Source organism: Aquiflexum lacus (assembly GCF_015476655.1).
Lineage (GTDB): Bacteria > Bacteroidota > Bacteroidia > Cytophagales > Cyclobacteriaceae > Aquiflexum > Aquiflexum lacus.
In genome coordinates this window covers 12,997-38,665 of sequence record NZ_JABFHF010000041.1, presented here as the reverse complement: position 1 = coordinate 38,665, position 25,669 = coordinate 12,997, and the positions used below count along the sequence as shown (strand labels likewise).

Genomic DNA, 25,669 nt, shown 5'->3' with positions numbered 1-25,669 from the left:
ATGACATCAAGGCGGGCTGCAGACCTCTCCTGACGTCGAGGTGACAAGGCAAAGTAACGTAATAGATTCGAATGCTATTTGAAGTCCTAAACCATCAATTTCAAAATCTGTCATTGGTAGTTTTTAAAATTTGGCATTTACAGAAAGGAAATGACATCAAGGCGGGCTGCAGACCTCTCCTGACGTCGAGGTGACAAGGCAAAGTTCTTTATAGTCTTGAATGCATTTTTCAGTTCAAGGGTATAAATCCCAAATTCTGTCATTGGTAGTGATAAAATTAAGCATTTACAGAATGGAGAATGACCAATGGGCTTAGTCATTAATCCTTACTGAACCTACCTGATTGCTGCCACGGCCACAAACATCAACCAATGAAAGTGTATAAAGACAACCGGGCTGCATTTGGGCCAATGGAATCCCTATCGTAAGGGTTGTGCCACCTTCCGATGGGATAGGTGCTATAGTAGCCATGGTACAACTTGTATTAGCCTGTGGGATAAATCTTGCCTCCTGATACCAATTTAGGCCTTTTCCTGTCAATACTATCTGAGGATTTCCTGCCGCACTATAGGAGAAAGACTGTTGATTAAAAGTAGAGAAAGACCTGTCAGGAAAAGAAGAAACCGGATAAGTCAGTTTTTCGGAGGATTTGGTTGTACCATCAATTACTGCCACAAAATCCATCATGTTGGCAAAGCGGCCAGTCAGTACAGGATCAGCGGTAGCACAATTTCCATTAGCAAATTCTAAAGGTATAACAAATTTGTATTTACTCGCACAATTGGTGGGACCAGTTGATTCCACTTTTATCAGAGGTAGGAAAACATCATTTACAAACAATTTCATTTTTTCATCAACCCCGGCATCGGAACCATAAATGCCAACCCCTGGTATACTGATTTCATTTTCCAATTCTTTCCTAGGAATCATCCCTGCCCCTTTCCATCCCGAATTGGTATAACAAACATCTGCGATATAGGGGATTCCCAATAACTTGACCTTATCAGAAACAGCTGTTTTCCCATTTACAGTCACGCTGATATTTGGATTGATGGCTCCGCAAGCCCTGTTGTTGGAATTTTCAGAAGCAGTTTTATAAGGAACTTTAATGGTAAGTGATGTGGATGTGGCACTTAATACGGTAGCTTTCCTCCAGCCAGTCGAATCATTTCTGTCATTTGGGTTGCCTGTAAAACAGGTCCCCAAAGCTACCGTTTCATTTTTTACCCACACAAAATTATCTTCAAGTTTGGTACTAAAACCCTTGCCGGTCAAGGTGAGCTCATCTCCCCAGAAGGTGAATTCAGGAGATGTTTGGGTAATCTCCACACTGACCGTAGGATTAGGAACATTGGGATTTGTGGGATTGGTAGGATTATTGGTATTTGGATTGCCGGGGTTTTGTTCTTCCGCACATCCCACCAAGCCAATAAGGAAAATCCCTGAAATCAATAATTTAAAAATTGCCTTTTCCTCGAATTTTAAAGTTGGGAAAAAGTCCCCAAATAGTGGATACGCAATGTGAGTTTTCATCATGTTGAAATTAATTGGCTATAAAATTATACCTGAGCAAAGCCTCAACTTTAAAATCAATCTTTGAATCGTTTGCTGATCCTAAATTTCAACATTTCAAAATAGCCTATCAATACCATAAAAGGGGGATATGAAATGGTTGAATCAAAAAGTCAAACCAATTTTTCGTGCAGGGCTTTACTGATAGCCTCTCCTTGGGAATGGACATGGAGTTTGTCATAAATACGCTTGATATGGGTGCGAACTGTCTCGAAACTTATTCCGAGATCGGCAGCTATCAGTTTAAAACTATTCCCTTTTGAAAGAGATCTGAGTATTTCTTTTTCTCTTTCAGAGAGCATATATTGATTCGTTGGTTTTTCTACATGCAGTTGATTGATTACAAGTCTGGCAATAGAAGGACTCATCGGCGCCCCTCCTTCCAATACCTCTTGAATAGCCAAAACCAATCTGTCAGATACATTTCTTTTTAACAAGTAACCATTCGCACCAGCCATCAAAGCATCAAAAACATGGTTATTGTCATCAAATACTGTCAACATGATAATTTGGGTGGTCAGGTCAAACTGCCTGATCTGCCTTACGGCCTCCACCCCATTGATGCCCGGCATATCAATATCCATCAAAACCACATCCGGCCTGCAATTCATTACGATTTCCTTAGCTTGTCGGGCTTCTCCAAAATTCCCAACAATCTGAAACTCCTCCCTGAGCATCAGAAGTTGACAAAGTCCCTCCCTCAGGTTGTTGTTATCTTCAAAAATCAAAATCTTTACCGGCATAATTTCATGGTTGGACACATACAATTTAGGCGAACGAAACGGTTTAAACAATACCGCTATCAGGTGACTGGAGCTTCCAGTTTTATCGAAGTACCTCTATCAGGTTCTGTTTTCAATTCAAATTTCCCCCGAATTTGTTTGGCGCGGTTCTCCATATTTTGTAAACCATTGCTTTTAATCATTTCCCTTTGGTAATCGAATCCTTTTCCATTGTCAGCAATTTGGATAAACAGGAGGCTGTTATTTACCTCAAGAGAAATAGAGACTTCTGTTGCCTTACTGTATTTCGCACAGTTATTGACTGCTTCTTTAAATATCAGGTAGACGTTTTTCCGGAAAACAGGATTTAAATTGAATTCTGAAAGGTTGCCTCCCTGATGGAATGCGTATTGTATTCCCAAAGGCTCCAGAATTTCCGCAGCAAAATCCTTCATCCTGAAAATCAACTTTTCAAGACTGTCATTATTGGGGTTTATCGACCAAACAATCTGGGACAAATTGTCCATGATGGAACGGGTGTTTTGCTGGATCTTTTGCAATTGCCCGGAAACGGTTTCTTTATCATCCATTTTCAGAAGTGCGATGCGACTGTTGACATCAATACTTGAAAGTGTAGAACCTATCTCATCATGGAGATCACTCGAAATCTGGTTTCTGAGTATTTGTTCATTGAGTTCCTGCTTTAGTCTGTACCGATTAAAGATCAGATAAGCGATGCCCAAACTTGCCAAAAACAAAAAGATTGCAAAAATCTGAAATTGCACTCTTCTTCTGGCACGGGAGTTTTCCAGTTCCATGTTTGATTTAAGCAGTGCTATTTCCTGGTCCCGTTTTTCGGACTCATATTTTTCTTTGAGTTCGGACATGTTGGAAAGTTGTTTTTGTTGGTCAAGGCTATCTTTCATCACACCTGCCCTATTCAGGTATTCAAAAGCCTTTTGCCATTGTCCTGTTTCATAGTACAAGTTGGCCAACTCGGAAGCTGCGTCAAACTGATAATTCAAAAAACCTAAGCTGTCGCTGATGCTGAAGGCCTGTGTCAAAAAAAATTCTGCTTCATTGTATTTTTTTAAGGCAATTTGTGCTTTCCCAATTACCAATCCCTCATAAGCCATGTCGGCTTTGTTTCCCAGTCTTTCGAAAAGTTTATAAGCTAAAATATATTGTCTCAATGACTCTTCAAACATCTCCTTCAGGAAAAAAGTATCTCCTAAATGTTCCCGAATCATGGCCAACTGATATTCATTGTTTTCTAATTCATCTATTGTTTCCAGACATTTTTCCAAAACAGTGAGACTGCTGTCCACCAAATTGATTTTCCTTAATAATATGCTTAAGCTGATGGCAGTATTGACAGATCTTCTCAAATCTCCCTGTAATTCAAAGCCCTTGATTGCCTCGTTAAAATATTCGATGGACTTGGAATGATCTCCCTGTTCCCTATACAAAATCCCCAATAGCCTCTTGGTATCTGTTTGCAAAGCCACGTCTTTCAAGGCAAAAGAAAGTGAGTCGGCTTCAAGGGCAAAAACCAATGCCTCACCAAAGCGGGACTGCTTGGTCAAAACTTCGGTCAAATTGATATTAACTCTGGCCACGTCATACGGCGAGTTTTCATTGGCAAAAACGCCCCGGGATTCCTGAAGAAAATAAAAGGAGGAATCGAGATTTCCTTTGTGCATATAAATCCAACCCAAAGCATTGTAAGCATTGGCAATCCCCCTTTTGAAGGATGATTTCTGTGCTGCAGTAAGCGCTTCATTGGCCAATTTATAGGCTGAATCCGAGCTTACGGATGCCAAATCAAATGCTTTTGAAGCTTTCGATAATACCAATGAATCATTATCCTGCGAAAATATAGGGAAGTATATACCCAAAAATAAAAAAAAGAGAAGGCACACTTTAAACATACCGATGCTAAATGAATGTAAAAGATACAAAATTCCCTTTTGGCAAAGGAAAGGAAAGAAGCTCATTGAATGTATGAATTTTTAGAATCAAATCGATTAGTTTTATAGAAACTTAAATTTTAAAACATTGAAAAGTTTACTTCTCGCATATATACTCCTTCTGCTTTCTTGGTCTTTTTCAAAAGGACAAACACCTACTATTATCACCTCAGATATTGATAATTTTTGGGATGCTTTCGATAGGTTACACAATGCCAAAACAAAGAAAGACAGCGTACAGATCATAGAAGTCCTATATTTAGGTAAAGCCAGTCAGGGTTTCAAAAAGCTGATCAAAGTCAGAGACCTTACAGCCGAAAAATACATCTATCAGATCGGTCGGTATCCTGAATATTGGAAATCCGTGAGAAACAATACACTTTCAGTGGCCGGTTACCGGTCGGAAATCATAAATCAGATGGATTTGTATGGGCAATCCTTAAAAAACTTCAAAGCTCCGGATATATGTTTTGCCATTGGAATTTTGTCAACAGGCGGTACTGTGAAAGGCGGTTGGCTTCTAATCGGTACAGAAATGGTTGCCTCAGACAGCGCTACTGTTCGGGATGGGATGAACGGATGGCTAAAACATACCCTGCCCAAAAAGCCCATGATCCTCGAATTTACAGCACATGAAATCGTGCATACTCAACAACGAATTGGTCCGGGAGTGGTATGGGGTCATTTTAGACATCGTTTGTTGACAATGACCATCATGGAAGGTGCAGCAGACTTTATTGCCAAGAAGGTCACCGGAACTTCCATCAATGACAATATGTACACTTACGCATACGAAAATGAGGAACAAATCTGGAATGAATTCTCCCAAGAAATGTACGGTAATGATTATAGCAAGTGGTTATATAACGGAAACAACTCCAAAGATCGCCCTGCGGACTTGGGCTATTTTATAGGTTATAGGATATGTGAAGCTTATTATAATCAAGCTGCTGACAAAGAAAAAGCATTGAATGAAATCCTCAAAACCAACAATTTCCGAAAGTTTCTGAATAAGAGCGGCTATGGTGAAAAATTCAAATCTGGGAAACCGGATTTATCAAAAAAAACTTTCTAAATCAAGCCCCGATCCTCAACTAACCAACCTTATTGCTTCCCCTTCCGCATAATTCAACCAAGAAAACGTGGATTTCCTATCATCAATTTCCAATAACAAAAAATCGCACACCCTTAGGTATTGAACGATAATGAGTTATTTGTAACACCTAGTTTGCATCAATTATATTTTATAAATTTAGAATCAAATCGTATTGAGATTTTGATTAATGAAAAAATTGGCTCTTACTGATAAAGACTATCTTTTGGAAAAATTTCCTGGTAAAGGAGGCTGGACCTATGCGCTGATTCCGGAAATCCCAATGGAAAAACGGTTTCCATTTGGTTGGATGAAGGTGCAGGGACATATTGACAATTTTCAACTGGATAATTTCAAATTGATGCCATTTGGAAATGGACTTTTATTTTTACCTGTAAATGCAAAAATCAGAAAAGCCATCAAAAAAGAAGCCGGGGACCTGGTTCATATCCAACTTTTCAACGATGAAAGACCTCAGGGCATTCCTGATGAAATCATGGATTGTCTTAAAGATGCCCCCAAGGCAATGTCGAGGTTTTTTGAATTAGCAGATTGGGAACAAAAACTTTATATCGAATCAATATTAGATGCGAAAAAACAGGACACTCGAGTGGAAAGGATCGTCAAGATGATAGAAAAACTTGATTATTGAATATGAAAAAGAAATTGATTGCAATCTGGACAATGATGCTCGCTTTCGGAATTATTCCGATGTCATGTGACTTATTTTGTCGTGACTCCTGTGGATGTGGTTCACCTATTCCTATGAGAGAATTTTCGATTAAAGATTTAACTATTGGCGATCTGGTGATTGGAACTTCAGCTTTCAATCCAGATTTATTTTATGCAAAAGACCAATATTTTAAAGTAATTGAAATTTCAGGATTTGAATATTTGACAGAAAACCAAGATTTTAAATTCAGCTTTCATTTTTTTAATAGCGTTTATGCATGTTCTCCTGCCCCTAATATCTCATTTCAGCATATTGCCGAACTTAAGATAATCAATAAAAAAGAAACTGTCCTATCTGAAAGCAATCTTATCCTTGAAGCACAGGATATTTCAGAAAAATTTTTAATATCAAATTATCCTTCAATTGATGGTCAAGCCATTATTTCTCTTCTTGAAGAAGAACAAAAGTTTTATTTGGGAGAATCTTTTTTCCTTAAATGGAATGAGTCCATAACTGGCGAGACTGAATTGATCTTTGACATCTTTATCAAACTCAGTGATGGGCAGGAATTCCTATTTGCTGATGAAGTGATGAAAATAAAATAATACTTGATTCCTTCTTTTAAAAATATAATATTCACGAATTAAATTGTCAAAAATACATTTATAAGAAAAGCGCCCAATAAACCTTTAAACCTATTTCTATGAGAATTTTCAAATCTTCAAACAACATCATCATCGAATCAGAAGGCAAACATTACCTTGCTGATACTAAGGACTGGAATTCTTTGGTCAACCAAGAAGATCTTTTCCAAAAACTTAAACAACAGATTAAGCCTTCTAGTGAAATCAATTGGACAGCTGATATGCTCCAGGCGCCAATTGGAACTCAGGAAATCTGGGCTGCAGGAGTTACTTATTTCAGGAGCAGGGAGGCAAGGATGGAAGAATCCAAAGACAGTGGTGCAGATGTCTTTTATTCCAAAGTCTATGAAGCTGAAAGACCCGAATTGTTTTTCAAATCTACGCATTACAGGGTTGCCCATCCTGGGGGTAAAGTCAATATCCGTAAAGATTCAAAATGGAATGTACCTGAACCGGAACTGACTTTGTTCATCAATTCTTCTGGAAAAATCGTTGGTTACACGATAGGAAATGACATGAGCTCAAGAGATATTGAAGGCGAAAACCCATTATACCTCCCACAAGCAAAATGCTATGATTTTGCCGCAGCTATTGGACCTTGTCTCCTGGTTCCCGAAAAGCCAATAGATCCGGACAGCAAGATACTGATGAAAATAGAAAGGGATGCAAAGGTGGTTTTTGAAGGAGATATTTCCATCAATCAAATGAAAAGAGGACACGAGGAATTGGCTGGATTTCTTTTCAGGGAAATGAGCTTTCCTGATGGAGTATACCTGATGACCGGAACCTGCTTGGTGCCTGATGATACCTTTACTCTCCAAGAAGGTGATATTGTAAGTATTGAAATCGGAGCCATTGGTATTTTGAAAAATGTGGTTGCAATAGGCTAAAATCCATCTTTCGTCCTACATTCATCCCCATAAACATGCAACCCTGTATTCTAATTCAGAAATAATAAATGATTTTCTGAAATTTGTCATGAATCGGTTCAGATTATGGCCAATTCGATTGTGCTATGCAAAAATTAAACCTGACAAAGACCCAAAAATACTGGTTGTTACAGATCTTAGGATGGAGTTCTATTGTGTTTGTTGAAACCATCAATTATACTTTCTTCATTATCCAGAGGTTTGATTGGCATTTTGTAGTTCAATTTTGTTTGCTGTCTTTGTCAGGATTGTTGGCCTCTCACATTTACAAAAACCTCTTCATCAAGCCTTCCTTGTTTGAAAAAAGTCTTTCACGGATTTGGTTCAGGGCATTGTTGGACACTTTTTTCATTACCCTCACGATGGTGGTCATCTTTTTCCTTCCATTGATTTTTACAGAAACTGATCTTCCATCTTTTGAGGTATTTTTAATTCAATTTTTTGGCCAGATGATGAATGTTGCAAGGTATGTGGTTGTTTGGATCATTATTTACTACTTGTACCATATCTTAAACAGGAACAAAGATATCTCAGAACAAAAACTTCTGATAGAAACACTTGTAAAAACCTCTGAACTCGAACTGTTGAAGTCTCAATTAAACCCACATTTCCTGTTCAATGCGCTTAACAGTATTAAAGCCCTTGTTCTTATCGATGCTGACAAAGCGAGAGAAGCAATCATTAAACTCAGTGAACTTTTACGATTTACACTTAACTATGAAAAAACGCTGTTGATCAATCTTTCAGATGAAATCAATGAAGTGGTAAAATACCTTGAACTGGAAAAAATAAGATTTGGGGACCGTTTGGATGTGAATATTGACCTTGAGGCTGATTCTCTAGATGCAAAAGTACCCCCTGCTATGGTCCTCACCCTTGCCGAAAATGCAATCAAACATGGCATCAATCATTTGCCAGATGGTGGAGTCATCGGGATCACCTCATCAATTTCTTCCAAAATGTTTAAAATCGAGGTGACAAATCCAGGTAAACTCAAAATCGGTGAACATAAAGGAATTGGTCTGAACAATATCAGGAAAAGACTCAAGAGCCTTTTTGGAGAAAATGCAGAAATCAACCTTAGCAACAAATTACCAGACCAAATTTCCGTAACCATCATATATCCATTAACTTACACTAGCTATGACAAAGAAATGTTACATCGTTGATGATGAGATTTTGGCAATTCGAGAACTGGAAACTTTATTGCTCCCCTATCCCAAGCTGGAGTTAATAGGTAAAAACGATAGGGTTCTAAAAGCTATAGAAGATATCAATATTCTCAAACCGGAATTGATATTTTTAGATATAAACATGCCCGGAATGGATGGATTCGAATTATTAAGCAAGTTGGATGAGGTACCTGAGGTCATTTTTGTAACTGCTTATGATGAATACGCCATCAAAGCCTTTGAAGTCAATGCACTGGATTATATTTTAAAACCGATCAATCCTGAAAGGCTCAAAGATGCAATTGCGAAAGTGGAGAAAAAGTTAAAGGAAAATGCTGGCAGTGCACAGGACAAACTTGGTCTCGAAAAAAAGATTTTTATAAAAGATGGGGAAAAGTGTTTCTTTGTTCCGGTAAAGGACATTTTCCTTATCGAAAGCGAGGGAAATTATGTCAAAGTTTACTTTGAAAACAAAAAACCACTATTACACAAGTCCCTTACCTATATGGAGAGCCGACTACCTGAAGAAGTGTTTTTTAGAGCAAACAGACAATTCATCATCAACCTGAATTATGTCAAAAACATAGAGCCTTACTTTAACAGTACTTTGTTGGTAGAAATGCAAAACGGTCAGAAAATAGACCTGAGTCAAAGACAGAGTGTGAAATTCAGGGAATTGACAGGAGTTTGATTTCTAAATAATTAAACCTATAGAAGTACCCTATCAGTATCCTTTTGATATCTCAAAATAGACAAAAGATAATCGTAGATATTTTGCCCATAGACGATTAATCAAGCATTTTGAGTTTTTCTTTAACGCCATTAAAAACCGTTGACCAAACCAATAATCAAAGTAATCAGGAAGATCACGATGAAAATGTAGAAGACAAATTTGGCAATTGCAGCTAAACCCTTGGCTATACCTGTGAATCCGAGTATGGCGGCAATAAGTGCAATGACAAGCGCGGTGATGACAAACGATAACATGCTTTTTGGGGTTTCTGGTTAAATGAAACGATTGAATAAAAACAATGTATTCTTTTAAAATTACAAATTATAGTCTTAACTGAGAAGAAAAAAATGTCTTAATTTTCAAATAAAAAGAAATAATATTCATTTTTTACGCAATCAATCTGATGAAATTGTGGTTGTATGTGAGTAGTGAGTTTTTAATACAAACAGAAACCAACCATGAAAGCGTCAGACCTTTTTGTCAAAGCCCTAGAAAATGAGGGAGTAGAGTACATTTTTGGAGTACCGGGAGAGGAAAATCTTGATTTTCTTCAATCCCTTAAGAATTCGAAAATAAAATTGATTGTCAACAGACATGAACAGGGTGCAGGTTTTATGGCTGCTACCTATGGCAGATTGACTGGCAAACCCGGTGTATGTTTGGCCACCTTGGGTCCCGGTGCAACCAACCTTGTCACCCCCGCTGCCTATGCGCAATTAGGGGGTATGCCCATGTTAATGATTACCGGTCAAAAACCAATCAAAAAAAGTAAACAAGCTCGTTTTCAGATCATTGATGTGGTCGATATGATGAGACCTATCACCAAGTTTACCAAACAAGTTATAGACGGCAACAATATTTCGTCAAATGTGCGGGAAGCTTTCAGATTGGCCATAGAAGAAAAACCTGGGGCGGTACATTTGGAACTTCCGGAAGACATCGCGCAGGAAGATTGTGAGGAAAGTGTATTCAAAGTCGTGGGACATATCATTCCAAAACCTGATCATAAGGCAATCGAAAAAGCTGTGGAAATGATCCATGCTGCCAAAATGCCTCTACTGCTTATCGGTGCGGGTGCCAACCGTAAAGTAACCTGTGATGCACTCCGTGACTTTGTCGATCAGACCGGTATTTATTTTTTTACAACGCAAATGGGAAAAGGCGTTATTGATGAAAGGCATTCGCAGTATTTAGGGACTGCTGCATTATCAAGTAAAGATTTTATTCATGCCGCAATACAGGAAGCTGACCTGATTATCAATGTAGGCCATGATGTGATTGAAAAACCACCCTTTTTTATGAAAAACAATGGTAAAAAAGTCATCCATGTCAATTTTTCTCCTGCTGAAGTCGACCCGGTATACTTTCCCCAATTAAATGTGGTCGGAGACATTACTAGTTCCGTTAAAAAATTGACAGAACACACTTTGATTCAAGATGATTGGAACTTTGACTTTTATAAAAAGGTAAAAAAAGAGGTTTCGGAACATTTATCAAAATATTTCCTCGACGAAAGGTTTCCCATGTTGCCACAGAGATTGGTGAACTTACTGAGAAAAAAACTGGATTCGAAAGACATCATTACACTGGATAATGGAATCTATAAACTTTGGTTTGCAAGGAATTACACTTGCCATCAACCCAACACCCTTTTACTTGACAATGCTTTGGCTTCAATGGGTGCAGGCTTACCTTCAGCGATGATGGTCAAAATGCTTTACCCTGAAAGAAATGTCGTGGCAGTTGTCGGAGATGGGGGATTTATGATGAACTCTCAGGAAATAGAGACAGCCGTAAGGTTGGGTCTTCATTTGACAATCATCATCCTAAATGACAAAGCATACGGAATGATTAAATGGAAGCAGCAGGATCTGGGTTTTGATGATTTTGGTCTGGATTATAACAATCCTGATTTTGTGATGTATGCTGAGAGCTATGGTACCAAAGGCCATAGACCAAACAATGATGCTGATTTTCAAGATATTCTCAACCATTGTCTTGAAAAAAAGGCTGTACACATCATTGACTTACCTGTGGATTACTCTCTAAACCACCCCATTTTAAATGTCATGTTAAAAGAAAAAACTGAAAAATTATGAGCAATACCCAAACATTAAAAGTCTTCTCCCCATTTGACAATACGCTGATTCAGGAAATTCCCATGGATGGAAAAAAAGATGTGGAAAAAGCATTGAGAAAAGCACATGATTTATTTTCGAACCGATCAAAATGGATCCCTCCCCATGAAAGAATTGCTATTTTGGAAAAAGTAGCTGAATTGATGAAAGCCGATTTGGAAGAACTTACCAATACTGCCGCAAGTGAAGGAGGCAAACCTTATCAGGATTCGAAAGTGGAAGTTAACCGTGCCATCAATGGGGTCAAGATTGCCGCTGAGGAAATTGGTAGACTTACCGGTAAACAAATCCCAATGGGTCTGACACAAGCTTCGGAAAATAGAATTGCATTTACAACTAGAGAGCCTATTGGAGTGGTTGCTTCCATTTCAGCATTCAACCATCCATTGAATCTGATTGTACATCAAACTGTGACCGCCTTTGCAGCAGGATGTCCAGTTATTGTCAAACCGGCTTCAACAACACCATTATCATGTTTGGCTTTTGTTGATTTACTATACAAAGCAGGTCTTCCAAAAGATTGGGTACAGGTATTGATCATTGACAATGAATCAGCAGAAGATTTAGTAACAGATAAACGGATCAATTTCTTGTCATTTATTGGATCGGCAAATGTAGGGTGGTATCTCAAATCAAAATTAGCACCTGGAACAAGATGTGCGTTAGAACATGGCGGTGCCGCACCGGTTATTGTAGAGCCTGATGCAGATTTCAAAACCATGGTTCCTGCTCTTGTCAAAGGTGGATTTTATCATGCCGGGCAGGTCTGTGTATCGGTCCAGAAAATATTCGCTCATGAATCTATCTCTCAGGCATTAGCCGATGAAATCGCAAAGGCTGCAGAGCAATTGATAGTTGGGGATCCTTTAGATAAAAATACGGAAGTGGGTCCACTGATTGCAGAAAAAGAAGTTGAACGGGTTCATGAATGGGTATTGGAAGCGGAAAAAAGTGGTGGGAAAATTCTTTGCGGAGGCAAGAAGATTTCGGATACCTGTTATTCACCGACAGTCATTTACAATCCTTCAAGCGAAGCCAAAGTATCCACTGAGGAGGTATTCGGTCCTGTTGTTTGTGTCTATCCTTATGCCGAGCGGGAAAAAGCCATAAAGGAGGCCAATAGTTTAGATTACCATTTCCAAGCAGCAGTATTCACCAAAGATCTTGATAAAGCTTTTGATACTGTACAAAAGCTCAATGCTACTGCTGTCATGGTCAATGACCACACCGCTTTCAGGGTGGATTGGATGCCATTTGGAGGCAGGGATGCCTCAGGCGAGGGATTAGGTGGTATCCCCTATTCTATGCATGAAATGACCAGAGAAAAACTGATGGTTGTAAAAAGCAAATATTTGTAAGATTCAAAATCCAAGCCGCTATTGGGATTAGGTTTTAAAATGAACCAAATTATTTTTCAGCCAAATTTTATTTTACCAAGCATTTCCCTAAATTTGCGGTCTTGAAAAGCAGGAGGAGTCGTGAAATTCTTGAGAGCATACGATATTGATATCATTAAATTAAAAGAGGGTAAGCATACCTTTTCTTTTGAAGTCAAAGATGAGTTCTTTAAATTTTATGAAGCTGATGACTGGGTCAACGGATCCGATCTCACTGCTAGTGTGACAGTTACCAAAACTGCTTCATTGATGGAAGCGGATTTTGATATTGCCGGAACCATTAGGTTGACATGTGACAGAAGCTTGGAAGAATTCGATCATCCGATGAAAGTGGCCGAGAAAGTCATTTATAAATATGGACAGGTCGAACAGGAGATAAGTGAAGACGTGTTCATGATAACCAAGGATACGCCAAGTATTAATGTCGCCCAATTGATCTATGAGTTCATTTTATTGGCGATTCCTGCCAAAAAAATCCATCCTGATTATTTGGATGAAATGGATGATGATGAATTTGAAGAAGAAGGTAGCTTGGTCTATCTTTCAGAAGAATATGATTCGGATGAATATGGAGAAGAAGAAATTCCAGAAAAACCCGCAGACCCAAGATGGGATATATTAAATAAGTTAAAGAAAAAAGATTAATCTAAAATAGCATAGAGATGGCACATCCTAAACGCAAAATTTCGAAAACCAGAAGAGACAAAAGAAGAACTCATTATAAGTTAACTGCTCCAGGTCTTACCCAATGTCCTACAACAGGCGAATTCCATTTACCACATAGAGCATATTGGCTTGATGGCAAATTGTACTTTAAAGGTCAGGTTGTTATAGAGAAAGAAGTTCTTGCTTAATAACAACATCAAATTCCTTTTGATAAAATCCATCCCGGACGGTTCCGGGATGGATTTTTATTTTCCTGATTTCTTCCCAAATCATTAATTTCAAAAAGCTATCTTTGTTTAAAAGCATTCAAAAACCAAAATTCTTTGGTGAAAAAGCGCTTTTTAGATAATTTTGAAATCTTGATTAATAATCTTTAGGACTGATCAGGGTGTGTTTACCTAATTAAATCAAAGTCAGATATAAGAATCACCTTTTCTTAATCAGGCTTCAAATAACCGTTGAATGAAAAAAACCAGAGCAGTCATTACAGGAGTTCATGGATGGGTCCCAGACTATATTTTAACCAATCGTGAACTGGAGACCATGGTGGACACCAATGATGAATGGATTGTTACCAGAACAGGCATCAAGGAAAGGCGAATACTAAAAGGAGAAAATAAAGGTACTTCCATCATAGGAATCAATGCAATAAAGGGTCTATTGAAAAAGACCAATACCGATCCTGAGGATATCGACCTTATCATTTGCGCCACTGTTACCCCGGACATGCCATTTCCTGCAACAGCTAATATCATAGCAGATGGAGTTGGAGCGACCAAAAGCTATAGTTTTGATATTTCTGCGGCATGTTCTGGATTTTTATATGCCTTAACCATCGGAAGCCAGTTTATAGAAACTGGAATGCACAAAAAGGTAATTATCGTTGGTGCGGATAAAATGTCATCAATCATCGACTATCAGGATAGGGCTACTTGTATTATTTTTGGAGATGGTGGTGGGGCTGTTCTTCTCGAGCCTACTACAGAAGAAGTTGGCGTTATGGATTCACTGCTACATTCTGATGGTTCAGGAGCGCCATACCTTCATATGAAAGCTGGAGGAAGTAGAAAACCTGCAACCACGGAAACTATAGCCAATAGAGAGCACTATGCCTTCCAAGAAGGCTCTTCGGTATTTAAATTTGCAGTCACCAACATGGCAGAGGTAAGTGCGAATATAATGATGAAAAACAACCTAACTGCTTCGGAGGTTGCTTGGCTTGTGCCACATCAGGCCAATAAGAGGATAATTGATGCTACAGCAAACCGAATGGGTATTGGTCCAGATAAAGTTATGCTGAACATAGAAAAATATGGCAATACCACTGCAGGTACTTTACCGCTTTGCCTTTGGGACTATGAATCCCAGCTAAAAAAAGGAGACAACATTATCTTGGCTGCTTTTGGCGGAGGATTTACCTGGGGATCGGTTTACCTCAAATGGGGATATGACCCAAAATAAACAAAAAAATTAACCTAAATATTTGAAATGGCAAGTACCGCAGATTTTAAAAATGGACTGTGTCTGGAAATGAACAATGACATTTATTCCATAGTAGAATTCCAGCACGTCAAACCTGGCAAAGGTGCTGCATTTGTGAGGACCAAATTGAAAAGCCTCAATTCAGGTAAGGTTCTGGACAAGACATTTAACGCAGGAGAAAAAGTAACCACTGCAAGAGTAGAAAAAAGAGCTCATCAATTTATCTATGTAGATGACTATGGCTACAATTTCATGGATACTGAGACATTTGAGCAAATCCCTATTCCTGAAAAATTAATAGAAAGATCAAACTTACTCAAAGAAGGACAATTGGTGGATATTTTGGTTCATGCAGAAACAGAAACACCTCTTTCTGTCGAACTTCCCCCTTTCGTGGAACTGATGATTACCTATACCGAACCCGGTATTAAGGGTGACACCGCAACCAATGCCATGAAACCTGCCACCTTGGAAACAGGCGCTGTGGTCATGGTACCTTTGTTTGTTGACCAAGATATCATGATTAAAGTGGATACAAGGGATGGTTCTTACTCTGAAAGAGTAAAATAAGTTTAAGAAGCGGTTTAAATTTCGTAATTTAAAGAGCAACTTTATTCAAATTTAAGACAAATTTTCCAAAAGGATTTCCATAAACTAAACGCATCATGAAAGCAAAAGAAATACAGGATTTAATAGACTTCATTTCAAATTCAGGGCTTGCCGAAGTGAAAATCGAGACAGATGAATTCAAACTTTCAATAAAGAAATATTCAGAAGCACCAACTGTAAAACTTGAAGCTGCTCCGATAGCAGCACCTGTAGCCGCAGCACCTGTTTCTACTCCTGCTCCGGCACCCTCTGCCCCTGCAGTGGCCAAAGAAGAAAATTCCAAGTTGGTAGAAATCAAATCCCCTATGATCGGTACATTTTACCGAACCTCCAATCCTGACTCAGATCCTTTTGTGGGAGTTGGTGATTCAGTTTCTGCCGGTCAAACAGTTTGTATCATAGAAGCCATGAAACTTTTTAATGAAATCGAATCGGAAGTTTCAGGAAAAATAGTAAAAGTTTTGGTGGACAATGCTACTCCGGTGGAGTATGACCAACCACTATTCTTAGTAGATCCAGCTGGATAATTTTGTTTCACTAACCCGATTTACCGTGTTTAAAAAAATATTAATAGCCAACCGTGGAGAAATTGCCTTGAGGGTGATCCGTACCTGTAAAGAGATGGGGATCAAAACAGTGGCAGTATATTCCACAGCTGATAAGGACAGTCTTCACGTCCGATTTGCAGATGAGGCCGTTTGCATCGGCCCTGCCCCAAGTAGGGAATCTTATCTAAATATCCCAAGAATAATTGCTGCTGCTGAAATAACCAATGCAGATGCCATACATCCAGGTTATGGATTTCTCTCTGAAAACGCCGAATTCTCAAGGATTTGTGAGGAATATGGTATCAAGTTTATAGGGGCAAGTCCCGAAATGATCAATAAAATGGGTGACAAGGCTACTGCCAAAGCAACCATGAAGATCGCCGGCGTTCCAACCATTCCAGGATCTGATGGGTTGATGGAAAATATGGACCATGGAATAAAAATAGCCAGTGAAATGGGTTATCCGGTTATTCTCAAAGCCACCGCAGGTGGTGGAGGAAAAGGAATGAGGATAGTCCGCCAAGAAAGTGAATTTAAAAAAGCATGGGATGATGCAAGACAAGAATCCAGTGCTGCTTTTGGAAATGACGGATTATACCTTGAAAAGTATGTGGAAGAACCCAGACATATCGAAATCCAAATAGTGGGGGATAGTGATGGAAATGCCTGTCATTTATCTGAAAGAGATTGCTCAATCCAAAGAAGACATCAAAAACTGGTAGAAGAAACCCCTTCACCGTTTATGACTGATGAACTTAGAGAGGCGATGGGAAAGGCTGCCATTAAAGGTGCTGAGGCCATCAAATATGAGGGCGCCGGTACTATTGAATTTTTGGTAGACAAAAACAGAAATTTTTATTTTATGGAAATGAATACCCGTATTCAGGTAGAGCATCCCATTACCGAAGAGGTTACTGATTTTGACCTGATCAAAGAACAAATTAAAGTCGCCGCAGGAGAAAAAATTTCCGGTCAAAACTATTATCCGAAATTGTTTGCCATGGAATGCAGGATAAATGCAGAAGACCCAAGCAATGGTTTCAGACCAAGTCCAGGGAAAATCATCAACCTTCATATGCCCGGTGGCAGAGGGGTCAGAGTTGACAGCCATGTATATGCAGGCTATGTTATCCCCCCAAATTATGATTCTATGATCGCCAAACTGATAGTCAGTGGCCAATCAAGAGACGAAGTCATAGTAAGGATGAAAAGAGCTTTGGAAGAGTTTGTAATTGATGGGATCAAGACAACCATTCCATTCCATATCGCCCTCTTGGATGACCCTGAATTCAGAGCAGGTAATTTCACCACCAAATTTCTGGAGACCTTTGATTTCTCCTTGATCAAAAAATAAGATTGAAAAAATTACAATATGTATATTAAAGCCGAAGAAAAATCTTCGGCTTTTTTTGTTCAACCCGTTTTAGCAGTTGACAGTATCAGTTCGCAGTAGGCAGTAGGCATTCGCAGTTAACAGTTGGCAGTATTTAGAAGCAGCTGCAGTCTCAGTTGGCAGTGAACAGTAGCAGTTTGCAGTTGTGCGGCAATCCCTCTTTGCTGTAAGTTGTGGTTACAATTTGCAGTATCAGTTTGTCGTGCAAATATCATGTTTTGCTGTTTACGGTGACAGAACACTGCCTACTGAACACTGCGTAAACTGAATACAAACAGGCTGAACACTGTAAACTGCCAACAGAAAAACACTGCCTACTGACCGCTGACACATTGAACCCTGAAAACAACTAGGTCTAAAAGTATTTTATCTTAATTTTGCGCCTTGAAGTTTTAAATACAAGTAAAAACTATGTCATTAGCTACAAAATATAGTCCTGAAGCAGTAGAGGCCAAATGGTACCAATATTGGATGGAAAATAAATTTTTCTCCTCAAAAGTAGACCATAGCAAAGAGCCATATACCATTGTCATTCCTCCACCAAATGTTACGGGAGTACTGCATATGGGCCATATGCTCAATAATACCATTCAGGATATATTGATCCGGAAAGCAAGAATGGAGGGGAAAAATGCCTGTTGGGTTCCCGGAACTGACCATGCATCTATAGCGACAGAAGCTAAGGTGGTGGCCATGCTTAAGGAAAGAGGAATTGACAAAAAATCATTGACACGAGAAGAATTTTTGAAATATGCTTGGGAGTGGAAAGAAAAGTATGGAGGAATCATCCTGGAACAACTTAAAAAACTTGGTGCTTCCTGCGACTGGGATCGAACCAAATTCACCATGGACCCTGAACTCAGTAATGCCGTAATTTCCGTTTTCATCGACCTATACAACAAAGGTAAAATCTATCGTGGCATCCGTATGGTGAATTGGGACCCACTGGGAAAGACTGCCCTCTCTGATGACGAAGTAATTACCAAGGAAATATCTTCCAAGCTTTATTATATCCAATATAAAATTGAAGGAACTGAAAACGATCATTTGACCATAGCGACAACCCGTCCTGAAACCATCATGGCGGATGTGGCTATCTGCATCAATCCAAACGACCTGCGTTTTACGCATCTTAAAGGCAAAAAAGCTATTATTCCTTTGATCAATCGAGCCATTCCAATCATTGAGGATGAGTATGTCGATATGGAATTTGGAACAGGATGTCTCAAAGTTACCCCTGCCCATGATGTCAATGATTATGAGCTTGGCGTAAAACATAAATTGGAAGTTATTGACATACTCAATGATGATGGAACATTGAATGAAAAAGCCCAAATTTTAATCGGTGAAGACCGCTTTATTGCAAGAAAGAAGATCGGTAAATTATTGGATGGAATCGGACAACTCGAAAAGGTTGAAGATTACAAATCCAATGTTGGCCATTCGGAAAGGACTGATGCAATTGTAGAACCAAAGCTTTCATTGCAATGGTTTCTTAAAATGGAAGACATCACCAAGCCTGCTTTGAGTTCAGTGATGGATGACATCATCCAACTCCATCCGCCAAAATTCAAAAACATGTACCGCTCATGGATGGAGAATGTCAGGGATTGGTGTATTTCCAGACAATTGTGGTGGGGACATCAGATACCTGCATATTACCTGCCCAACGGTGAATTCGTCGTAGCAATGACAAAGGAAGAGGCTGTTCAAATTGCAAACGGAAAATTTAATACCACTTATAAATTGCAGGATCTCAGGCAGGATGAGGATGTTCTCGATACCTGGTTTTCTTCATGGTTGTGGCCTATTTCTGTGTTTGACACCGAAGTTTTTGCTACAGGAAATAAAAACGAAGACCTCAAGTACTACTACCCAACCAATGACTTGGTAACTGCTCCTGAAATTCTGTTTTTTTGGGTGGCTAGAATGATCATATCAGGATATGAATACATGGGTGAAAAACCATTCAGCAATGTTTATCTGACTGGAATCGTAAGAGATAAACTAGGCAGAAAGATGTCCAAATCCTTGGGTAACTCTCCCGATCCATTGGAACTGATCAAAAACTTCGGGGCTGATGGTGTCAGAACAGGAATGTTGTTCAGTTCTCCTGCTGGAAATGATTTGCCTTATGATGAGAAATTGGTTGAACAGGGTAGGAACTTTGCCAACAAAATCTGGAATGCCTTCCGGTTAGTCAAAGGATGGGAAATTGATGATTCACTTTCAGGAGATAACAACAAAGCATCTGTTATTTGGTTTCAAAACCGCTTTAATGAAGCCTTGACCGAAATAGAAGACCATTTCAGTAAATTCCGTATTTCAGATGCACTCATGTCTACTTACAAATTGGTTTGGGATGATTTCTGTTCCTGGTACTTGGAAATGATCAAGCCAGCCTATCAGCATCCAATTGATGCAGAAACCTATGACAATACCATTGTTTTTTTTGAGGAAATTCTAAAAGTCCTTCACCCATTTATGCCTTTTCTCACCGAGGAGATTTGGCATCAAATTAAAGAACGAAATACCAATGAAGCTCTAATTGTTACGGAATGGCCAAAAGCCAATAAATTTGACAAAATTCAGATTGAAGAGGCCAATCAGGTATTTGAATTGGTCTCTCAGATCAGAAACATTCGTGCATCAAAAGGAATATCTCCCAAAGAAGCTTTCTCCCTTACAATCAAATCAAATAATCAAAATCTCTACCATCGATTTGATGCTGTATTGAAGAAACTGGCCAATCTATCGGAGGTTTCTTTTGATGATGCTTTAGAAAACGCCATAAGCTTTGTAGTCAAGGCAGATGAGTTTTTTATTCCTATGGCAGGTCAGGTAAATGTTGAAGAGGAAAAAGAAAACATCCTGAAAGAACTGGAATACACCAAGGGCTTTTTGAATGCAGTATTAAAAAAACTCAGTAATGAACGTTTTGTTTCAGGGGCCCCGGCAGCAGTTGTTGAAAATGAAAAGAAAAAATTGTCAGATGCAGAGGCTAAGATAAAAGCATTGGAAGAGGCTTTTTCAAAATTGGAATAATTTGGATCAAAAAAGCTGTATTGAGTCCAGGTTACTTCTGCCTACGGCAGGCAGTCGTTATCCTGAGTCCCCAACATATTGGAAATGTTCTGAAAGATAAATGACATCTTGGTATTTTGGTATCAATAGGAATTAGACCATTCATAAATAAACGCAAAATTCTAATTGGTTTTAGTCAAAACTGCAAACTAGATTATAAGATCGGGATTATGTTTGGCTAAAACTGGGGGATTTTAGTCCTCTTATTTTGCTCCTGCTATAGCATGAGGCAATTGATCGGTAAGCTATCGGTATTGCCCTTTGGGATAACTTCAGTTTCCGATCCTATTTTCACCCTTTCCTTACAAACTCCGATTTCAAAGCCATTGAACCAAAACCATCTATTTTACAGTCAATATTATGGTCACCTTCAGCAAGTCGTATGTTTTTCACCTTTGTTCCTCCTTTGATTGATTTGGGGGCACCTTTTACAGGTAGGTCTTTGATAACCACCACTGAATCCCCATCAGCCAATAAATTTCCATTGGAGTCTTTTACCTGAAGTCCTTTTTCAACAAACCCAGTTTCCGGAGTCCATTCAAATCCGCATTCAGGACAGAGTAGTTTGGCTTCCATTTCATACGCATAAAGAGATTTACAGGAAGGGCATGGTGGTATATTTTGCATGGGATGAAGATACAAATTGATTTCCATCACCCGGCCCATTTGCATTTATTCCTATTGAAGAATTGGAAAAAAGCCAAAATTCTAAGGACAATTTCTTAATATCTCAATATCTTAGTATGTATATAAAGAGAGTGAATTCAAAATCTTTAATATTCCCAATATTTCAAACTTTTAAATTATAATACAATGGCCAAATTTTCAGACAGTGCTTTGTTAAAAACAAAATCCCGTACAGCTATCTACATGGATTTGTTTTCGGGATATGGACAACCTTCGACTACTTCCATTCATCTAAAAAATGCCCAAGGACAGGAAGAAGAACTGATGAGTTTTGATGGAAATATTGAAAATATTGAAATAGGCACAGTCAGAAAGCTCAAATACAATAAAATCGAAATCAGAACCATTATCCATGATGTCCATGATAATCCTATTGAGAAAGTTGATATTTCCCTAAATGTTAGGGTATTTGATGCTGATGGCAATGAGGTAGAGACCAATTTTTCCATGAAAACGATTGGAATGGGAACCATCTTTTATTCGGATTTCCATGTGACCATTTTATAAATATCGCTATGAGAATTATTCTAATGATTTTTTCTGCATTTTTAGCATTAAAAGCATCCGCCCAAAATGAGGTGGATACTGTGTTGCGGGAAGTCAAGGGAATCAAGCTTGACCTCTTGAAAACCCCGACAAACCCCTCGTTTCAGCTCATGAATTCTTCTGCAACAGAAATTATTGAGCCGGGAATGACGCCAGAATTTTTCACCTCTATCCAAAATGCTTCCAATAATTTCACCTCCCTACCCAATAACCTGGCCATAGCTTTTACTCCTTTTTGGTGGGGAAAACAAGCCAAAAACCTAAGCTTCGAAAAGGATTTTTCAGAAACCAATCGCTTGAATTTTGCAAGAACATTGACTGTTTCAGCCGGCATGCTTAATGGTGTACAACAAGATCAAAGTCTCAGCAGATTTTCATTTGGCTTCCAATCAACACTCCTGCGGGGAAAAGTAGATGGCGTCAAAAAAGATATATATTTCAATATGCTCCAATCTATTGGGGACAGGTATTTTGGGGAACAAAAACGAGCCCTTGAGTCTGACCCGCAATATTTAAAACTAGAAGCAGAATCATTTAAAATCCTGGATAGTTTACGGGTATTAAGTAGCCTAGAACCGAATGATTCTATCAATGAAGAAACCTTGAACTCCACGATGGACAGTCTTGAAGGTGACTATGAAATCATTGACAAACAACTTTTGGAGTTAAGGAGAGAAATTAGCGAAAAAATTAAAACAATAGAAAGCTCACCCGAATTGGACAAACTTTTCAATTCCATGAATGAACGATATGGTTTTAAATGGGATTTAGGCGGTGGATTGGCTTTCAACACTACTGAATTCAACCTGAACAATACCGGAATTTATCGAATAGGCCTATGGACAAATTTTGGTGGAAACCTGAACAACCTCAATTCAGGAAATACCAGGCTTTCTTTGTTCTTCCTTACCCGATACTTTTATTTCAAAGAGATTTTGTACGAAAGCGAGAACAATCTCGAAATGATACCAAATTTGCATACCATTGATATGGGAACAAAATTGCAGTTGCATGTAGCCGGTAAGTTTTCAGTTGCTGCAGAATCTGTATTCAGATCCGATATTTCCCAAAGCATCTTCGAAAACACTTACAAAATCAATGGGATCGTCCAATATCAATTCGGGAAAAACAGGGTGCTGTATTCCTCCTTTGGCAACGACTTCAATGACAATTCAAATTTTGGCCCACAAAATCTTATTATCACCTTCGGTGTCAACTTGGGCTTTGGTGAGGATATTGACCTAAAAGGGATGATGATAAAATAAAGAAGTTTATTTTATCATCATCCCTATAAAACTTATCATAACCAAAAAACCTGATAATCAACCTACACAAAGTTTCAGCAAGCAGGAATCATATCCCAAATTCAATTATTTTAACAATTCCCATCTTCCAAGTCACAGGAACTACCATCTTGATTTTCAATAACTTCTAAGATAGGGTTAGTTTTAACATATTCCTTCCAGGCCTTTTCAATAGTTTCAACAAAAGCCTCTTTAGGTTGTGCACCTGAAATCCCATATTTCCTATCCAATACAAAAAACGGTACTCCTCTCACCCCTATCAATTTGGATTCATAAACATCCTGTTCCACTTTATCCAAAAACTCTTCAGAATCCAAACAAGCTTCTACTCTACTTTGCTCCAAACCAACTTCTAAAGCAAGTTGAACTAATATGTCCCGATCATCTATATTTTTACCCTCAGTGAAATACGCTTTCAAAAGTCTTTCTTTCATGGCATCACCTTTTTCGATTGTTTTCGCTAACTGAAGCAATCTGTGGGCATTTTTCGCATTGGCGACAACTGTCTTATCCATGTGGTAAGTCAGTCCTTCTTCTTTTGCCATATCCACAACTTGTTGGGTAATTTGCTGGGTTTGACCTAAACTCCATCCTTTTGTTTCAGATAAATATTCCAAGGTGCTTTTATTGGGGTCAGTAACCATATCAGGATTGAGCAAAAAGCTTTTCCACTCAATGTCTACCTTATCGGCATACTCAAAATCTTTCAATGCAGATTCCAATCTTCTTTTTCCGATATAACAAAATGGACACATGATGTCCGACCAAATTTCGATTTTCATAATTCAATATTTTTAACTTAATTCCTAAATCAATTTTATCCCTTGAAGGTTCAAAAATATGAAAACCAAAGAATGTCCATCATGCGCAATGAATGTGGAAAAAGATGCTAAATTTTGTCCAATCTGTGATTTTCACTTTCCAAAAAGAAACCCAATTTATCAGGTTGTAGCCTTGCTTTTGGCTTTTTTGATGTTGTTGATTTTTTTCCTCCTTTAAAAAATTTATTCCACCAATTCCTCCTCGAAATCGGTTTGTTGCAAACTTAAATTGCCATCAGGTATGCTAACAAATTTGTTTTTGACCTCTGCTCTCCAATTACTCCACCGAGTAAAATTATTACTCATGAAAAAACCCAATATTTTGATGTTTTCACATTTACGGTTTAAAAGAAATTTTCCATAATCACCTATTATTCATTTCTCTTCGTTTTATACCTCATAAATTTAATACTCATTTTAATGCAAATCAAACCTTAAAAAATGAAGTCATTAAACCTCAAGTGATTTTTTGATAATACCTGTAATTCATTTTAATTCAATATTTTAAGGACTTTTTAATTGAAAAAATATTAAAGAATTTTATTTTTTGGAATTAATCACCTAAACTCTATTTTTATTACTAATTCTAGAAAAAATAATATTATACGGCATAATTATTGAACCAATTCTTTTAAAAAAATCAACAAATATTCTTTGACAGCGGGTTAAGGATATTTCTTTTCGATAACAATACCATAACTGATTATTTAACGTTTTTAAAACCTTTGGTAAGTCTTATGCTGATCATTCAATACAATACTCCTGAAAATTTACCCAATCAACTTGAAGAAGGTAGTGTGGGTTTGTCTTTTATCATCAAGGACAATTTTCCATTGAAAAAGAATCCACTAGAAGAAAAAGAACCTATCCTTGTGATGCATGAGGGGAAGGTGCTCATCAAGAAGCTGGAACTGACTGTTAAAGGCCACAATGAAAACAGCCGGTTTAGCAAGAATCTGGAAATCGAATACAACACCATCAAAAAAGTTGCCTTTGATACTAGAGACGAATCTGAGGATTTCTTTCTGAACATTCCGGAAGGCAACTATGACGCCATTGATTTCAGGTTTTTTATGGCTGACTATGATGAACATCCCTCTGTTTTTTTGGAAGCAACTTATGTGACTCCCGAAAGTGATGTCATTCCGGTAATTGTTGAACTTTTCGAATCAGACCTTAAATTTGATCTCAAATTCGACACGGTCAATTCCCCCTCCCCGAAGATTTTCAATGGGAATTTAAATAACTCGTCGATGGTATTTGTCATCCATGCAGACAAATGGTTTGATGGATTCAGTATTGAAGATCTTCAGAATGCCACAAAAACAGACGAAAAGATTGTCATTAATAAGACACACAACACCAATCTTTACTACAAATTCCGAACAAAAATCAAACGTTGTGCAGAGATTATGGTGGAAGTAAAGTAAAATAAGGTTTAATCTACATGATTGCTTTAATCAACATTTCATCACCAAACGAACCC

24 protein-coding genes are annotated in these 25,669 nt (G+C 38.3%); 18 read left to right on the top strand and 6 right to left on the bottom strand.

The annotated features are described in order from the left end of the window. Nucleotides 1-312 precede the first annotated feature (312 nt). From HMJ38_RS23465 to HMJ38_RS23455, 3 genes are all read right to left on the bottom strand, one after another. Nucleotides 313-1,536: a hypothetical protein gene (locus tag HMJ38_RS23465; RefSeq protein ID WP_194976888.1), complete on the bottom strand. Its 1,224-nt coding sequence runs from the start codon at nucleotides 1,534-1,536 to the stop codon at nucleotides 313-315. 149 nt (nucleotides 1,537-1,685) lie between these two features. Next, on the bottom strand, nucleotides 1,686-2,315 hold the full coding sequence (locus tag HMJ38_RS23460; RefSeq protein WP_194976887.1) for a response regulator: 630 nt from the start codon (nucleotides 2,313-2,315) through the stop codon (nucleotides 1,686-1,688). 59 nt (nucleotides 2,316-2,374) lie between these two features. After that, a complete protein-coding gene (locus tag HMJ38_RS23455; RefSeq protein WP_194976886.1) occupies nucleotides 2,375-4,117 on the bottom strand; it encodes a tetratricopeptide repeat-containing sensor histidine kinase in 1,743 nt (580 codons plus the stop codon). A gap of 235 nt (nucleotides 4,118-4,352) precedes the next feature. Here HMJ38_RS23455 and HMJ38_RS23450 point away from each other — a divergent pair, with 235 nt between their 5' ends. From HMJ38_RS23450 to HMJ38_RS23425, 6 genes are all read left to right on the top strand, one after another. Beyond that, nucleotides 4,353-5,339 carry a gliding motility protein GldB-related protein gene (locus HMJ38_RS23450; protein WP_194976885.1) on the top strand — a complete coding sequence of 329 codons (987 nt, stop codon included), beginning with the start codon at nucleotides 4,353-4,355 and terminating at the stop codon, nucleotides 5,337-5,339. 208 nt (nucleotides 5,340-5,547) lie between these two features. Next, nucleotides 5,548-6,009, top strand: coding sequence for a YdeI/OmpD-associated family protein (locus HMJ38_RS23445; protein WP_194976884.1), 462 nt, complete (start codon nucleotides 5,548-5,550; stop codon nucleotides 6,007-6,009). Nucleotides 6,010-6,011: 2 nt separating this feature from the next. Continuing rightward, the gene (locus tag HMJ38_RS23440; protein WP_194976883.1) at nucleotides 6,012-6,635 is read left to right on the top strand and encodes a hypothetical protein; all 624 of its coding nucleotides are present in this window, start codon (nucleotides 6,012-6,014) and stop codon (nucleotides 6,633-6,635) included. Nucleotides 6,636-6,733: 98 nt separating this feature from the next. Beyond that, nucleotides 6,734-7,564, top strand: a complete 831-nt coding sequence (locus tag HMJ38_RS23435; protein ID WP_194976882.1) for a fumarylacetoacetate hydrolase family protein — start codon at nucleotides 6,734-6,736, stop codon at nucleotides 7,562-7,564. A 125-nt stretch (nucleotides 7,565-7,689) separates the two neighbouring features. After that, complete coding sequence (locus tag HMJ38_RS23430) at nucleotides 7,690-8,772, top strand: sensor histidine kinase (protein ID WP_194976881.1); 1,083 nt, start codon at nucleotides 7,690-7,692, stop codon at nucleotides 8,770-8,772. Further along, nucleotides 8,747-9,466, top strand: coding sequence for a LytR/AlgR family response regulator transcription factor (locus HMJ38_RS23425; protein WP_194976880.1), 720 nt, complete (start codon nucleotides 8,747-8,749; stop codon nucleotides 9,464-9,466). The genes HMJ38_RS23430 and HMJ38_RS23425 overlap by 26 nt, the downstream gene beginning before the upstream one ends. Nucleotides 9,467-9,597: 131 nt before the next feature. Here the strand turns inward: HMJ38_RS23425 and HMJ38_RS23420 are convergent, their stop codons facing one another. Beyond that, nucleotides 9,598-9,762, bottom strand: coding sequence for a DUF1328 domain-containing protein (locus HMJ38_RS23420; RefSeq protein ID WP_194976879.1), 165 nt, complete (start codon nucleotides 9,760-9,762; stop codon nucleotides 9,598-9,600). A gap of 204 nt (nucleotides 9,763-9,966) precedes the next feature. Between HMJ38_RS23420 and HMJ38_RS23415 the strand changes: the two genes are divergently transcribed. From HMJ38_RS23415 to HMJ38_RS23375, 9 genes are all read left to right on the top strand, one after another. Beyond that, nucleotides 9,967-11,607 carry an acetolactate synthase large subunit gene (locus HMJ38_RS23415; RefSeq protein ID WP_194976878.1) on the top strand — a complete coding sequence of 547 codons (1,641 nt, stop codon included), beginning with the start codon at nucleotides 9,967-9,969 and terminating at the stop codon, nucleotides 11,605-11,607. Continuing rightward, a complete protein-coding gene (locus HMJ38_RS23410) occupies nucleotides 11,604-13,004 on the top strand; it encodes an aldehyde dehydrogenase family protein (RefSeq protein ID WP_194976877.1) in 1,401 nt (466 codons plus the stop codon). The genes HMJ38_RS23415 and HMJ38_RS23410 overlap by 4 nt, the downstream gene beginning before the upstream one ends. Before the next feature lie 120 nt (nucleotides 13,005-13,124). Next, entirely contained in the window at nucleotides 13,125-13,688 is a 564-nt protein-coding gene (locus HMJ38_RS23405; protein ID WP_194976876.1) for a YceD family protein, read from the top strand. 17 nt (nucleotides 13,689-13,705) lie between these two features. Continuing rightward, entirely contained in the window at nucleotides 13,706-13,897 is a 192-nt protein-coding gene (rpmF, locus tag HMJ38_RS23400) for a 50S ribosomal protein L32 (protein WP_194976875.1), read from the top strand. A 274-nt stretch (nucleotides 13,898-14,171) separates the two neighbouring features. Further along, nucleotides 14,172-15,170 (top strand): beta-ketoacyl-ACP synthase III, encoded by a 999-nt coding sequence (locus HMJ38_RS23395; RefSeq protein WP_194976874.1) that lies wholly within the window; start codon nucleotides 14,172-14,174, stop codon nucleotides 15,168-15,170. Between the two features lie 27 nt (nucleotides 15,171-15,197). Beyond that, the gene (gene efp, locus HMJ38_RS23390) at nucleotides 15,198-15,761 is read left to right on the top strand and encodes an elongation factor P (RefSeq protein ID WP_194976873.1); all 564 of its coding nucleotides are present in this window, start codon (nucleotides 15,198-15,200) and stop codon (nucleotides 15,759-15,761) included. Between the two features lie 95 nt (nucleotides 15,762-15,856). After that, a complete protein-coding gene (gene accB, locus HMJ38_RS23385; protein ID WP_194976872.1) occupies nucleotides 15,857-16,327 on the top strand; it encodes an acetyl-CoA carboxylase biotin carboxyl carrier protein in 471 nt (156 codons plus the stop codon). Between the two features lie 25 nt (nucleotides 16,328-16,352). Further along, complete coding sequence (gene accC, locus HMJ38_RS23380) at nucleotides 16,353-17,702, top strand: acetyl-CoA carboxylase biotin carboxylase subunit (protein WP_194976871.1); 1,350 nt, start codon at nucleotides 16,353-16,355, stop codon at nucleotides 17,700-17,702. Nucleotides 17,703-18,152: 450 nt separating this feature from the next. Beyond that, entirely contained in the window at nucleotides 18,153-20,786 is a 2,634-nt protein-coding gene (locus HMJ38_RS23375; RefSeq protein ID WP_194976870.1) for a valine--tRNA ligase, read from the top strand. A gap of 330 nt (nucleotides 20,787-21,116) precedes the next feature. On the opposite strand, the gene HMJ38_RS23370 is transcribed toward HMJ38_RS23375, so the two are convergent. Beyond that, on the bottom strand, nucleotides 21,117-21,452 hold the full coding sequence (locus HMJ38_RS23370; RefSeq protein WP_194976889.1) for a zinc ribbon domain-containing protein YjdM: 336 nt from the start codon (nucleotides 21,450-21,452) through the stop codon (nucleotides 21,117-21,119). A 186-nt stretch (nucleotides 21,453-21,638) separates the two neighbouring features. Here HMJ38_RS23370 and HMJ38_RS23365 point away from each other — a divergent pair, with 186 nt between their 5' ends. Together HMJ38_RS23365 and HMJ38_RS23360 are read left to right on the top strand one after the other, a co-directional pair. Continuing rightward, nucleotides 21,639-22,019 carry a hypothetical protein gene (locus HMJ38_RS23365; protein WP_194976869.1) on the top strand — a complete coding sequence of 127 codons (381 nt, stop codon included), beginning with the start codon at nucleotides 21,639-21,641 and terminating at the stop codon, nucleotides 22,017-22,019. A gap of 8 nt (nucleotides 22,020-22,027) precedes the next feature. Next, nucleotides 22,028-23,323 carry a hypothetical protein gene (locus tag HMJ38_RS23360; RefSeq protein WP_194976868.1) on the top strand — a complete coding sequence of 432 codons (1,296 nt, stop codon included), beginning with the start codon at nucleotides 22,028-22,030 and terminating at the stop codon, nucleotides 23,321-23,323. Nucleotides 23,324-23,433: 110 nt separating this feature from the next. On the opposite strand, the gene HMJ38_RS23355 is transcribed toward HMJ38_RS23360, so the two are convergent. Continuing rightward, nucleotides 23,434-24,144 carry a DsbA family oxidoreductase gene (locus HMJ38_RS23355; RefSeq protein ID WP_194976867.1) on the bottom strand — a complete coding sequence of 237 codons (711 nt, stop codon included), beginning with the start codon at nucleotides 24,142-24,144 and terminating at the stop codon, nucleotides 23,434-23,436. A 776-nt stretch (nucleotides 24,145-24,920) separates the two neighbouring features. On the opposite strand from HMJ38_RS23355, the gene HMJ38_RS23350 reads away from it, so the two are divergent. Beyond that, nucleotides 24,921-25,613: a hypothetical protein gene (locus HMJ38_RS23350; protein ID WP_194976866.1), complete on the top strand. Its 693-nt coding sequence runs from the start codon at nucleotides 24,921-24,923 to the stop codon at nucleotides 25,611-25,613. Nucleotides 25,614-25,669: the final 56 nt, after the last annotated feature.